Source organism: Sphingobium phenoxybenzoativorans (assembly GCF_001757355.1).
GTDB lineage: Bacteria > Pseudomonadota > Alphaproteobacteria > Sphingomonadales > Sphingomonadaceae > Sphingobium > Sphingobium phenoxybenzoativorans.
The window spans coordinates 9,463-22,515 of record NZ_MINO01000022.1; the positions used below are offsets into that span (position 1 = coordinate 9,463).

General features: G+C 63.8%; 8 protein-coding genes. 5 read left to right on the top strand and 3 right to left on the bottom strand.

Annotation, left to right across the window (positions count from 1 at the left end; all coding sequences use genetic code 11):
• The first annotated feature begins 114 nt into the window (after nucleotides 1–114).
• From BHQ40_RS12365 to BHQ40_RS12375, 3 genes are read left to right on the top strand one after another with little or no spacing between them, the layout of a single operon-like run.
• Entirely contained in the window at nucleotides 115–1,305 is a 1,191-nt protein-coding gene (locus tag BHQ40_RS12365) for a DUF6361 family protein (protein ID WP_024588025.1), read from the top strand.
• On the top strand, nucleotides 1,302–3,101 hold the full coding sequence (locus BHQ40_RS12370; protein ID WP_024588026.1) for a phospholipase D-like domain-containing protein: 1,800 nt from the start codon (nucleotides 1,302–1,304) through the stop codon (nucleotides 3,099–3,101). The genes BHQ40_RS12365 and BHQ40_RS12370 overlap by 4 nt, the downstream gene beginning before the upstream one ends.
• Nucleotides 3,101–6,064: a DEAD/DEAH box helicase gene (locus BHQ40_RS12375; protein ID WP_070156200.1), complete on the top strand. Its 2,964-nt coding sequence runs from the start codon at nucleotides 3,101–3,103 to the stop codon at nucleotides 6,062–6,064. Before BHQ40_RS12370 ends, BHQ40_RS12375 begins: the two co-directional genes overlap by 1 nt.
• Here the strand turns inward: BHQ40_RS12375 and BHQ40_RS12380 are convergent.
• The 3 genes from BHQ40_RS12380 to BHQ40_RS12390 are packed head-to-tail and all read right to left on the bottom strand — an operon-like array spanning nucleotide 6,036 to nucleotide 11,492.
• Nucleotides 6,036–9,308 carry an error-prone DNA polymerase gene (locus tag BHQ40_RS12380; RefSeq protein WP_024588028.1) on the bottom strand — a complete coding sequence of 1,091 codons (3,273 nt, stop codon included), beginning with the start codon at nucleotides 9,306–9,308 and terminating at the stop codon, nucleotides 6,036–6,038. The genes BHQ40_RS12375 and BHQ40_RS12380 overlap by 29 nt on opposite strands.
• On the bottom strand, nucleotides 9,305–10,825 hold the full coding sequence (locus tag BHQ40_RS12385) for a Y-family DNA polymerase (protein ID WP_024588029.1): 1,521 nt from the start codon (nucleotides 10,823–10,825) through the stop codon (nucleotides 9,305–9,307). The genes BHQ40_RS12380 and BHQ40_RS12385 overlap by 4 nt, the downstream gene beginning before the upstream one ends.
• Nucleotides 10,740–11,492 carry an ImuA family protein gene (locus BHQ40_RS12390; RefSeq protein ID WP_024588030.1) on the bottom strand — a complete coding sequence of 251 codons (753 nt, stop codon included), beginning with the start codon at nucleotides 11,490–11,492 and terminating at the stop codon, nucleotides 10,740–10,742. The genes BHQ40_RS12385 and BHQ40_RS12390 overlap by 86 nt, the downstream gene beginning before the upstream one ends.
• A gap of 144 nt (nucleotides 11,493–11,636) precedes the next feature.
• Between BHQ40_RS12390 and BHQ40_RS12395 the strand changes: the two genes are divergently transcribed.
• Together BHQ40_RS12395 and BHQ40_RS12400 are read left to right on the top strand one after the other, a co-directional pair.
• A complete protein-coding gene (locus BHQ40_RS12395) occupies nucleotides 11,637–11,870 on the top strand; it encodes a ribbon-helix-helix domain-containing protein (protein ID WP_029660579.1) in 234 nt (77 codons plus the stop codon).
• Nucleotides 11,857–13,023 carry a DNA cytosine methyltransferase gene (locus tag BHQ40_RS12400; RefSeq protein ID WP_024588032.1) on the top strand — a complete coding sequence of 389 codons (1,167 nt, stop codon included), beginning with the start codon at nucleotides 11,857–11,859 and terminating at the stop codon, nucleotides 13,021–13,023. Before BHQ40_RS12395 ends, BHQ40_RS12400 begins: the two co-directional genes overlap by 14 nt.
• Nucleotides 13,024–13,053 lie beyond the last annotated feature (30 nt).

Consider the following 13,053-nt stretch of genomic DNA (forward strand, 5'->3'; position numbering starts at 1 on the left):
TATTGCGGTGTCATCTTGTGACACCAACGTTCCGTTCGAACTTGCGACACTCGACATTCATACGAGGATGCCCAATCGAGAAGAGCCTGATCCGGGCCGCGCAAGAGAGGTTCGATGACCGGTACGCCCGCTATCGGATGGTTCATGCTCTCAGAGGCCGATCGAGATGCGGCTCACCGATTTCTGTCGAAGCTCTCGTCGGACGGGACGCGCGACGAGCTCGGCTTTGCACCAATCCACTTCGCGTTCGCCGACCGCTTCTTCCCAGGCACTTCGGTCCAGCATCAGCAACTGCGCTATGTATTCTTTGTCGCCTGGGCGTATCAGGAGCTATTGGCCAATAGCGACGGCGGTCGTTTCGACCGCGACCGGCTCTTCGAGGTAGAGCGCCGTTACTCTCTTCGATTGATGGAGGGTGTTCCGCAGCTACAGAACTCAGGCATCTCGGGATGGATGAAGTATCAGGCACGGGAGCGCCCGGTTGTTCGCGCGAGCACGATCTACTGGACCGCCCTCCGCTCCTGGCAGATCGCAACTCCTATCGCGGGCATGGACTACGCCCCGACCGAATCGCAGCTGCAGGCCGCTTGGCCAAGGCTTATCACGCGAGACGACAGCGACGCGCTGAGGGCATCGGTCACCGATCTATTCGAAGACATCCCGCGCGCGCCTGAGGGTTGGCGGCACAAGTCCGGCGCTCTCGATTTCGAACTCCGTGGCGTGGAGGCGGAGTACATCCGTCGGAAATGGCGGCAGGCCGGTCCAGGTGGGACGCGTCCACTGCTCAGCCGCCTCGCAGAAGCCGGCGTGTGCACTGTATCGCTTTGGTCGCGGAAGGTTCAGGACGTGGCCTCTACCGAGGAGCGGGATCTGCTCGCGCTGGCACGGAGGGCGGCGTCGATCGCCTGTATTGCGCGTGCAGCCTATGCCGCACTCGTCGAGGCGAAGCGCAACGTGGACCTGGAAATTGACGAACGGCTCCATTCCGACGCGCTGCCTGAGCTCATTGCGCAGCATGGCGAGGCCGCACTGGAGACCAACCTCGACGCCCTGCGCGCGGCCACCCGCATGGATGGCAACCTCACGCGCTTCGTGCAGGAGGTGCTCGAATGGGTTCGCTCCGGTAGGAAGTTGGACGGCATCTCCCGTGCCCTCGAGACCCGCGAGCGCGAGCTGAAGCGGGAGCGGGCGTACCTGCTGAACGCTAAGCGGCGCGTGGACTGGCGCAAGGACGTCGCAGCACCGCTCGACTATCGGTGGCCCGTGGTGCGGGAGATGATCATCCGCGTCGGAGTGGGCGTATGAGTTTCGACCCGGGCAGCCGCATCTCGGTTTTTGGCGCACTGCGGCCCTACGCTGGGCAATTCGTCTCGCGAGCGGTCGTCGCCACCTACTCGCTCGACCTTATCGCACTACTCGGACTCGTCCTTGCGCTTGGCGGAGATGCTGAGGCCGAGTTCGAGAGCTCCCCGCTCGGTCTCGTGAAGGCCTTCGACTGCGTGCGCGGCAAGCTCCGCGTGCTGCATCAGGTCGGTCGCATAATCGCACCCCGAGCGCACAGGTCGATCCTGCCTCTGCTCGACACGATGATTGAGGCGATCCCGGCCAACGAGCGCCGCCAGAGCTGGCATCCAAAAGTCGCCCTCGTTCGATACGATGGCGATCCCGTCCAGTGGCGATTCTGGATCGGCAGCCGGAACTTGACTGGCTCGCGAGACCTAGACGCCGGCCTTCTCGTTACGTCCTCGCACGATAAGGCGGCGCGTTTGGTTCCGGACATCGCCGAACTGGCGCGTGGCCTTCTGGTCGAAGGCCAATTCACTGCGACTGAACTCAACGAGCTGCGCACTGCGCGCTGGCTCGCTCCTGCCGGTACGGCCATTCGGCGATTGCTGTGGCGCAGGCCGGGTGGAGACACGTCCTTCATCTCCGCGCCGTTGCTGGGTGGGGCGGAGACGGCCAGCGCGGTCAGCCCCTTCATCGATGTGACCGGACTGCGAGAGGTGCTACGCGCGGGCGCCCCCTCCGTTACCCTGCTGACGAATGACGTGTCGGCTGGCAGCTGTGCGCCGATATCCGGGATCGTCTTTCGGACAGGTGCGGCGCCGGAGCCGGAAACGACTGTCTCAGTAGACCAGCAGACCGACGACAGGACCGCTGAGTTTATCGAGCCGCTACCGGCGGGTGTTCACGCCAAGATGATCGCCGTCAGCAAGGGGAAGCGGTCGGCCATCATGCTCGGCAGCGCCAACCTGACGAAGCGCGGATTGCTTGGTCCAAACGCCGAGGCTGTCGCCATCCTCGACGTCATGGACACGGCGCTAGCCAGCTCGCTTCATAGCTTCGTGCAATCTGGCTTTGAGTTCGACTATTCCCGAGTAGACGAGGATCTCGCGAGGCTTGAGGAAAGCCAGCGGCAGCTGGATGAGCGGATCGCTCTCCTCCTCGAATGCGAGCTCGCCCTTGAATACGAGGACGGCGGACTGATGCTTACAGTCGGCGAGGGAGCGGACGCCGCACTCGCGACCGCGCGGTTCGAGGCAGCACCGTTCCTCGAACCCGACGCCTGGGTCTGGATCGAGACAGGTATGCGAAAGGTCCGACTTCTGCGCGGGAATGTCGTGCCGAGCGAACGGACGTCGCTCGTCTCGTTCCGTGCGACCAGCCTAACGGACAGGACGATCCAACGATGCTGGGTGCTCTCGCTGCCAGTTACCGGTCTCGACCACGACCGGCGCGACCTCGCGCTCCTGACCCGATACGTTGGGGCCAGCAGGTTCCGGGATTGGCTGCGCTCGCAACTCGACGGTCTCGACGGCACGGCAGGGGAAAGGTGGTCCGACCGGCTGCATAATACCCATGAGCGCGAGCCCTCTAACGTGCCCGAGATGTTCACGCTTGAGACGATGCTGTCCGCCTGGGCCCGCGATCCTCGAGGCTTCGAGCGACGTACCGCCGGCATGATGGCGATGCTCGACTCATTTCGCGAGACCTTCGAGGAACTGCCCGACGAGGAGGAGAGGCGCGCTGCTCTCGCGGACCTGTCCGAGGTGCGGCCTTTCCTGCAGGCCGTCCACGACGCCATCCACCGGGACGTCTGATGGAGCTCGCACCGTTTCAGTCCCGCACCGTCGAAGTGGCAAGCGAGGTTCTTAAGGCAAACGGCCCGCGTCGCTTCCTCGTCGCCGACGAGGTCGGGCTGGGCAAGACCGTCATTGCCCGGACGATCGCCCAGCGGCTGCGGGCGGGACGCAGACGACTGAACGTGATGTACCTCTGTCCGAGCCTCGAGATTGCCGGTCAAAACCGCCCGAAGTTTGTCTCGCTGACTGGGATCGACCCCGATGAATACGATCCCGGTGGAGATCGTCTCGCGCTGGTCCCCGGCTGGCTGCCCGAGGAGGGGAATGGATTCCGGGTGTTCACCTTCACCCCGGAAACGAGCTTGCCCGGATGGAAGCCGGGCCCGAGGACCGGCCGGAAGACGGAGCGCGAACTGATACGCTCGGCGCTGGAACGGTTCCCTGCATTATTGTCTGCTGTGAAACGGCTCGACCGCGAGCGAGCCGCGGGAGGACGGCGATTGCTCGCCGACCGCGGCGACCTTAAGGGCTTCACCGCAATTGAGATCGAGCGGGCAATGCGGGACATCTTCGACTGCCAGTCGGGGAGCATCGAGAAAGCCGCGTTGAAATGGCTCGAGCGCGATGACGTGGATGTCGTCGAGTTCGTCGGCCGCTTCAGATCGGTCCTCGCGCTGGCAGCGCTGCGCCTCAAGAAGGTGAAGCCCGACCTTGTCGTTCTCGACGAGTTCCACCGATATGCGGATTTGATCGTTCCGAAGGCCGAGACTTCGAACGTTCGGCTAAAACAGGAACGAGCGCGTATCCACCGGCTCCTCGTGGAGGCGCTTCTCGGCGGCGACGAGAGACCGGCGGTGCTTCTGCTCTCCGCAACACCATACAGGCTGCGACGCCTTGGCGGCGACGATATCCATGAGGTCGACCACTACCGATCGCTCATCGATCTTGCCGGCTTCCTCGCTGACGACGAAGGATGCCGGGCCGCCGTCGAGGAGGCAATGCGTGACTACCGCCGTGCCTTGAAGACGATCGGGACGGGGGACGCAATCCGCGCGTCGGTCCTGCGCGCCAAGGAGAGACTTGAGGCGCTCCTCCGGCCTTTGATGGCGCGGACGGAGCGCGCCTTGGTGCACAAGGAGGACCTGTTCGACCGCGATAACCCGCAGGTCTCCGTTGAGACTCAGGACCTCGTTGTGTTCAAGCACTTCGCTGAGACTGCCGGCGCGGAGTTTGCCGGCTGGGCGCCAGCGATGTGGACCTCGATCCCATACCCCGCGCAGACGATGCACGGCTACAAGATTTGGAAGTCCCTTCAGGCCGCCAAGCCCGCTCCGATCGAGGCCGGAAGCGGCAAGGGCAATCTTGCGCACCCCCAGTTGCGCCATCTCGCCCATTTGGTCGGAGATAAAGCTCATCTCTCATTACCGTGGCAGCCGCCAACTGTTGCCTGGTGGCGACTGGAGGGGCCGTGGTCAGGAAGGCGGCCGCTTCCAGGCAAGACGCTGCTTTTCAGCAGGTGGCGCGGCGCCCCGACGGCCATCTCGGCCCTGCTCTCGATCAACCTGTCCGGTGGACTGCGAAAGCCGAAGGAGAAGGCGCCAGTCGCGCTCTTGCGGCCCGGGGGCAGCGAAACTGGCGCTCTGGTCGGGCTCTTCATGCCGTGGCCCAGCCTGCCACTCGCGATCGAACCAAGGAAGTCGAGGGGCACGACGCTTGCGAGCGTCCGGGCGGACGCCCGTCGACAGCTCGAGGTATATCTCCAAGCGCGGCGGATTCGCCTCGACGGGACAGAGAAGCGTCCGACCTGGATCGTCGCGGCCGGGATCGAGCGCGAGATTAACGGGACAACATACCAGAGGGTTTCATCGCTGGCCGACAGGGTGAGCCGGGGCGCGAAGGCCAAGAACTGGTCCAGCCTGCCCAAGATCAACAGGGTCTCACCGGCGGAAGTGGCGGCGCTCAGCGACCACCTCCTGTCATCGCCGGGCTCGATCCTTGCGCGATGCCTTGTGCGCCACGATGTTCCGCAGGATCGGCCCCGCGATCGACAGCGGACATTCGCGTTCTTATGGGAGAACCTGCGGCCTTATCTCGGCCACAGGGCCTTCGCCGACCTCATCCAGTCATCGTCCAAGAAGAAGCGTTATCCCGACGCGCTCGCGGACGCGATGCTCAGGGGCGGCTTCGAGGCGGTACTGGACGAGCAGATGTGCCTCTTATCCAGTCTGGGCGATGCCGAAGGACAGGAGATCGTCGAACAGCTTTCGGCGAGCCTGCTCGACCGTCCCGGCCTCGTGCAATTTCGCCGCGGCAGAACCAACCACCGCGTCCCAGTGCAGGCCGTGACTCCCTTCGCCGGAGGCGAACAGAGCCGCGGCGGAAAGAAGGGAATAAAGCGCCTTCGCAGCAACACCCTTCGCCGCGCGTTCAACTCGCCTTTCTGGCCGCACATGCTCTGCACCACCTCGATCGGCCAAGAGGGATTGGACTTCCATCTCTGGTGCAGCCGGATCGTTCATTGGGACCTCCCGGGCGATCCGGTCGACTTCGAGCAGCGCGAGGGCCGCATCGCTCGCTACGGGAGTCTCGCGGTCCGGCGCTCGCTGGCGCGTGAGCATGGCGCGCAATCGCTCGCTGCCGCCCGTGGCTCGAGCCCGTTCGGCGAGTTGATCTCTCTCGCCAAGAGGGTCGATAGCGACCGCACGGGGCTCGAGCGGTGGTGGCTTCCAGTCGAAGGCCGCCCGACCAGCGTCAGCTTTGACTGGCGGTTCAGCCACCGAGCGGCCCGACGGGACCGCATGCTCGAGGACCTGCTCTACTACCGGCTCGCGTTGGGACAGCCAGATCCCAAGGCCTTCGTCGCGATGCTTCGCCGCGTCGGAGCTGACGAGACCGGAGCGCGGGAACTCGCGATCGACCTCTCGGCTATCTCGCGTGCCTCTGCAGCGGTCGTTACCGAAAGTCTCTCGTCTTTACCTTGATCGTGTCCAAGTGGAGGTCTGGGATGAAAATGTCGCGCGGCCGAACGGTCCGGGGCGGCAAGTCACGTGGATCGGGCGTCGGCGAGCCATGGTGAAACTCGTCGCCGCGACCATGCGGTAACGGGAAGGCGGTCTGTCGATCGCCGACGCTCGCCAGATCGGCGGAGAGGTCCGTGAGCCGCTGGGCGACGAGATGGACCACTTCACCCTCGCGCTGGACGCGACCGCGAACCGCGATCATACCTGCGGACAGGATCGTGCGACGGTTCTGCTCGAAGACCTTAGGCCAAACCACGAGGTTCGCGATGCCGCTTTCGTCTTCCAGCGTTATGAACATGACGCCCTTGGCAGACCCTGGCCGCTGTCGGACCAGCACGATGCCGGCCGCTTCGAGCCACCGGCCGTCACGCGCCTCCATAGCTTCGAGGCAGGTGACCATTCGGCGCCGCCGCAGGTCTTGCCGGAGGAAGGATACGGGGTGATCCCGTAGAGACAGGCTGACGTGGCGGTAGTCTTCGACGACATCGCCACCGGCCGTCATGGGTCGGAGGACGATGGCCGGTTCGGCAACCTCGGGCACGATTTCCGCTTCGCGGGCCGAGGCCGCAGCAAAGAGCGGCAATGGCTCATCCCGAAGTGCTTTGATCGCCCAGAGCGCTTCCCGACGAGCAAGACCAAAGGGCGGCCGGAAACCGTCCGCCTCAGCGATCTGCGTCAACGCGCCCACAGGCACGCCAGCTCGGCGCCAGAGATCGTCCACCGACATGAAGGGATGTCCCGCCCGGGCAGCGACGATCGCTGCGCCATGGGCGTTCGCCAGACCCTTGACCATGCGCAGGCCGAGCCGAACAGCAAATCGGCCGTCATCATCGATCGGCTCGAGCGTGCAGTCCCAACGGGACGCATTGGCGCACACCGGTCGCACCTCGATGCCATGATCTCGCGCATCACGCACGGTCTGGGCCGGCGCGTAGAACCCCATGGGCTGGCTGTTCAGGAGCGCTGCGCAGAAAACGTCGGGGTGCCAGCACTTCAGCCAGGCCGACGCGTAGGCGATAAGCGCAAAAGAGGCTGCGTGGCTTTCCGGAAAGCCGTAAGAGCCGAAGCCTTCGAGCTGCTTGAAGGTCTGCTCGGCGAAGGCAGCGTCGTAGCCATTGGCCACCATGCCGGCGATCAGCTTGTCCCGGAAATGCGATACACCCCCGGTGAACTTGAAGGTCGCCATCGACTTGCGCAGCATGTCGGCTTCCCCGGGCGTGAACCCGGCGCATTCGATCGCGACGCGCATCGCCTGCTCCTGGAACAGGGGAACGCCGAGCGTCTTGCCCAGAACCTTCTCGAGCTCTGGCTTCGGATAATGGACGGGCTCCAGCCCCTCCCGGCGCCGAAGATAGGGGTGAACCATGTCGCCTTGAATCGGCCCAGGCCGGACGATGGCGACCTGAACGACAAGGTCATAATAGGTACGCGGTTTAAGGCGCGGCAGCATGGACATCTGCGCACGGCTTTCGATCTGGAAGGTGCCGAGCGTATCGGCCTTCCGGATCATCGCATAGGTGCGAGGATCCTCGGCCGGGATGGTAGCCAGATCGAGGTTTACGCCCTTGTGCTCGGCGAGCAGATCGAGCCCTTTCTTCATGCAAGTCAACATGCCGAGCGCCAGGACGTCGACCTTCATGAACTTGAGAGCGTCGATATCATCCTTGTCCCATTCGATGACCTGGCGATCGACCATCGACGCGGGCTCGATCGGCACGAGATCGTCGAGGCGGTCATGGGTGAGCACGAAGCCGCCAGGGTGCTGGCTGAGGTGGCGGGGAGCGCCCATCAGCTGTCGGGCAAGGTCGAGCGTCATCCGAAGGCGCCGGTCGGCGAGGTTGAGGTTCAACTCCTCGACGTGACGCTTCTCGACGCCTTCCTCTGACCACGCCCACACCTGCGACGACAGCGTGCCGATCAGGTCTTCGGGCAGGCCGAGCGCCTTGCCGACGTCCCTCAGCGCGCCCTTGGTGCGATACCGGATGACGGTCGAGCACAGCGCGGCATGCTCTCGGCCGTAGGTCTCGAACACCCACTGCATGACGATCTCGCGCCGCTCATGCTCGAAATCGACGTCGATGTCGGGCGGCTCGCGCCGTTCCTCGGAGATGAATCGCTCGAACAGCAGGTCATTGCGGCCTGGATCGATCGAGGTGATGCCAAGAACGTAACAGACGGCGGAGTTGGCGGCCGATCCGCGACCCTGACACAGAATGTCCTTCGACCGTGCGAAGCGAACGATGGAATTCACGGTCAGGAAATAAGGCGCGTAGTCCAGCTTCTCGATCAACCGCAACTCATGCTGGAGGGCGGCGGTCACGCTCTCGGGTACGCCTTCGGGATAGCGTTCAGCCGCCCCTTCCCAGGTGAGCTTCGCCAACGTCTGCTGGGGCGTGAGTGCGGGATCGTCGCGCTCTTCCGGATACTGGTAGGCAAGCTCGTCGAGGCTGAAGCGGCAGCGGTGCGCGATCTGCAGCGTCCGGGCAAGGGCCTCGGGATAGCGGCTGAACAGACGATGCATTTCGTCCGGCGGCTTGATGTAGCGGTCGGCGTGTCGCTCTCGCCGATCGCCAAGCGTATCGATCGTGACGTTGTGGCGGATGCATGTGACGACATCCTGCAGGATCCGCCGGGCCGGCTCGTGGAAGAGGACGTCGTTCGTCACCACGGTGGGCACGCGCATCTGTGTGGCCATGTTCGAAAGCTCATGCAGTCGGAGTTGATCGTTTGGCCGGCGGCGCAAGGTGAGCGCGAGATAGGCTCTGTCGCCGAAAGCGTCCCGCAATCGCCGGAGCCGGAACGCGCACTCGTCATCCGCAAGGTCGGGAACGAGCGCGACGATCAGGCCATCGCCGTAGGCAACGAGATCAGGCCATTCGAGAATGCACCTGGCCTTGCCGCCTCGTTTCTTACCGAGGGAAAGAAGCCGGCAGAGGCGCGAATAAGCGGGTCGATCCGCTGGATAGACCAGCACGGATGTCCCATCGGCGAGGTCGAGCCGGCAACCGACAATCAGGCGAACGCCGGTCGTCTTGGCCGCTTCATGAGCACGGACGACGCCGGCGAGCGAATTCCGATCGACGATGGCGACGGCCTCGATCCCAGCCAAGGCCGCTTGCGCGAACAGTTCCTCGCAGGAGGACGCGCCGCGCAAGAAGCTGAAGTGTGAGGTGACCTGCAGTTCGACGTAGCGAGGCGACGTCATCCGAAGACCCCGTGGATGAACCAGCGGTGCGATCCCGTCGCTGTGTCTTCGCCGTCACCGGCACGATAAAGCCAGTAGCGTTCGCCGGCGTCGTCCTCGACCCGAAAATAGTCTCGGACGGCGACCAACTCCGCGTCGCGTTTCCACCACTCGCCGAATACGCGCTCCGGCCCATCTCCGCGGCGCAGCCGACGACGGACGCCGCGCCAGGTAAATGAAACGGGTGGATGGTCGGGCAACAGCGCTACAGTCTCGACCTGCTCCGGATGGGCCAGCAGACGCGAGGGCCGGGGCCAATGGCCGGGCCATGCTGCGCCTGTATCGGCGGCCATCGCCGGAATGCGGCCAACGGAGCGTTCCGGGACGTCGCTCGCAACCGGCGCCAGCCGATAGAGCGCGTGCTCACCTACCCGGTTCATGAGCGTATCGATCAGGTCCGAGACGTCCGGTGTACTCTCCTCTATCAGCGAACTGACGGTCTGCCGGCGCTCGATCGGCTCGGCGACGCTGGCTGCAAGCGTCATCACCTCGATCCCAAAGCCGGGCTCGATCGTCTCGATCTTGTCGCATAAGAGGCGCGTCAGGCGCTTTGTATCCCGGACCGGCGTCGCCATTCCAACCCGGACCGCCTGTGAGCGACTGTCGACACGGTGGCAGATGAGGTCGAGCCGTCGTGCGCCGAGACCAGCTGTCTCGAGGCGGTCGCAGAGCTGATCGACGAGCTTGGCGATGTAGCGGGCGATGGTCTCCGCCGCGCCGATCGGTTCCGCGAACGATCTGCGCACTTCGATCAGGTCGGCGGGTCGAACCGGATCAATCGGCTCTGACAGATCGCCGAGCGCTTGATCGATACGGCGGCCGATTGCTGGACCGAAGCGCAGGGTGAGCGGCGCGCGCGGCTGCGAGAGGATATCGCCGATGGTTTCGAAGCCAAGCGTTCGCAGCGCCGCGACGATCGAAGCGTCGATGCGCAGCGAGGCCAGCGGAAGCGGTTCTAACAGCGATGCATCATGACGTTCAGGAGCGATTATCGTTGGACGGGCTGCAAACCGGGCCAAGGCGTGGGCTGCGCCCCAGCTGTCGGCGATCGCGCCGCGAGCGGCGATGCCAGACATTGCCAGCCTTCCGATCAGGCCCTCCAGCATGGCGGCTTCGCCGCCGTGAAGGTGATCGGCTCCGGTCGAGTCGATGATGATCCCGTCTGGAGGATCAGGGGCCACGACAGGCGCGTAGCGCAGGAGCCAGGTGGCGAGCCGATCAAGTGCCTCCACATCGGCTGCCGGCTCGGCATCTTGCACGATGAGGTCTGGCACGAGGACCTGAGCCTTGGTCACAGGCATGCCGGGGCAAAGGCTGGCGGCCACGGCAGCGGCATTCGCCGCCAACACCACCCGCCTGTTTCCTTCCCGGCCAATCAGGACGAGCGGCGCCTCAGCCGGAGGCGCCGCGTCGCCAGCCTTCCGCCGGAGCCGGTCGGTGGACCAACTCGGCAGGAAGAGCGAGACGACCCGTGTCATCGCACGCCTCCAACTCGAAATCTGCACTCTCGCCCGCGCGTGCGCGGATCAGTTCGACTAGCCAGCGGGCACGCCCTACGCCCGGAACAGGCAGAGGTGTCGATGGCACCATAGACACGCGCCAGCGTGTCATCGCGGCGGTGGGTTGGCCGAAATCAGTGGCTTCGGTCTGTCGTCGCCAACGCCGCAGCGCGATCCCGATCGATCCGCTTCCCTCGGCCGCCAACTGCAGGCGGCGCGAGGCTGTCATGGAAAGCCGCGCCACCTCACCGAGAACCGCCCCTAGGCCACCATGGCGCAGCCCTTCCTCCATGCAGGCCAACACGGTCTTGTCATCGCCGGCTTCGAGATAGATTACGCGATCGGACGCGAGACCAGCTTGAGCGATCGCCGGCGCGAAGAGATCTGGACGCGTGATGCACCACAGGATCTTGCCCTTGGTCCGTGCCGCGACACCCGCGCTGAACAATGCCGCCGCCGCCCCATCGACCGCGCCGTTCCCGCCCCCTGCGATCTCATGCAGGGCGCCAAGCGCCAACCCGCCACCGGGGAGTCGTGAGTCGACGTCGGCAATCCCAAACGGGAGAACCGTATTGGCGCGCCGGCTTCTGCCTTCGATCTTTTCGATCTGCGCGCGCAAAGACTCTATGGCGGGCTCGGGCCGCACTCTTTTCCTTGACCTCCGGAGACGGGTATAGCATTGTGTTCATGTTTTGTTCTTTGATGGCTGGAGAGTCAAGGCTGTTTAACTCCGCACAATGCCAGTTGAATTTTTAAGGACTCTCGGCCAAGATCGATTGGTTGCCGCGGAATGCCGCGGATCGCCGCGGAGGTTGGAAGCTTGGGCAAGGATGGGCGGGATGCCGAGCGCGTCACCACTACATTGGCCAGGCGTCAGAAGGCCGAGCTTGATAGGCTCGCGAAGGCGCAAGGGGTCAAGGTAGCGTGGCTGATCCGGCGTGCGATTGAACGATATTTGGATGAAGCGGCTGGTGGCCCGATGCTACCGCTCGAACTAGAAGGAGGCGGAGATGTTAAGCGCTGAACTCTTCGCCGGTTGTGGCGGGCTTGCTCTGGGGATGTCCCGGGCAGGCTTCAAACACGCATATATGGCTGAGTTCGATCGTGACGCGGTTGAAACGGTTCTTCATAACAAGCTGAATGGCGTCGAGCACGTGCGTGACTGGCCTATGGGTTTACAGGACGTTCGTGAGATCGATTGGGAGAAAATTGCCACTCTTGACCTGATCTCCGGTGGGCCGCCGTGTCAGCCATTTGGGATAGGCGGAAAAAAGCTTGGCCAGGACGATCATCGCGATATGTGGCCAGAGGCTATCCGCGCCATTCGTGAGGCCTCACCGCGGATGTTCCTGTTCGAGAACGTTCGCAACCTCGCTGGTCCGCGTTTCCAACCGTACCTCAACTGGATAATCGCGAGCCTAGAGCGCCCAAGGGTGCTTCGGCGCGACGGCGAAAGCCATGGGTCGCATCTAACGAGGTTGAACGCCTCGCGATCGAAGCGCGAATATCGCGTTGTTTGGCAACTGGTGAACGCCGCTGATTATGGCGCGGCGCAAATTCGCCATCGCGTCCTTATCTTCGGAGTTCATATGAGCGTCGGTGTTGCGCCGACGTTGATGGTTCCGACGCATTCTCGAGATCGGTTGCTGTGGGATCAATTCGTAACAGGCGAATACTGGAAGCGTCATGGTTTGAAGCCACGTAAGGAGGCTGTCCTTGAGCAGGATCGACGCCGCGTCGCGGCTCTGAAGAAGCTCGCGATTGCTCCATCAACACAGCCTTGGATGACCGTTCGGGATACATTGCTTGGCCTCGGCGAACCCAATGGAAAACGCAACCATGTTCTGCAGACTGGTGCGCGGGTTTATCCTGGACATACGGGTAGCCCCCTCGATCTGCCTGCAAAAGCACTGAAGGCAGGAGACCACGGCGTTCCCGGGGGGGAAAACATGATGGTTCGAGACGACGGGACCGTCCGCTATTTCACTACCCGGGAGGCTGCTCGCCTTGTGGGGCTCCCTGACGAATACGAATTTCCCCGCTCTTGGACGGAAAGTATGCGCCAATTGGGCAATGCGGTTCCCGCCCAGCTTGGAGCTGCCGCCGGGGAGTGGCTTGTGGGTCTTGCGGCTGGTGGAGCGCAACCTTCGCTAGTACCAGCAAGAAAGGCGGCGTAAGGATTGAGCCTTGCCGTAGCCGGGAGAACG

Excerpts from the sequence above, each read along its gene's own strand:
- BHQ40_RS12365 (WP_024588025.1), top strand. The coding sequence starts at position 115 with ATGACCGGTACGCCCGCTATCGGATGGTTCATGCTCTCAGAGGCCGAT.
- BHQ40_RS12395 (WP_029660579.1), top strand. The coding sequence starts at position 11,637 with ATGCCGCGGATCGCCGCGGAGGTTGGAAGCTTGGGCAAGGATGGGCGG.
- BHQ40_RS12400 (WP_024588032.1), top strand. The coding sequence starts at position 11,857 with ATGTTAAGCGCTGAACTCTTCGCCGGTTGTGGCGGGCTTGCTCTGGGG.
- BHQ40_RS12380 (WP_024588028.1), bottom strand. The coding sequence starts at position 9,308 with ATGACGTCGCCTCGCTACGTCGAACTGCAGGTCACCTCACACTTCAGC.
- BHQ40_RS12370 (WP_024588026.1), top strand. The coding sequence starts at position 1,302 with ATGAGTTTCGACCCGGGCAGCCGCATCTCGGTTTTTGGCGCACTGCGG.
- BHQ40_RS12385 (WP_024588029.1), bottom strand. The coding sequence starts at position 10,825 with ATGACACGGGTCGTCTCGCTCTTCCTGCCGAGTTGGTCCACCGACCGG.
- BHQ40_RS12375 (WP_070156200.1), top strand. The coding sequence starts at position 3,101 with ATGGAGCTCGCACCGTTTCAGTCCCGCACCGTCGAAGTGGCAAGCGAG.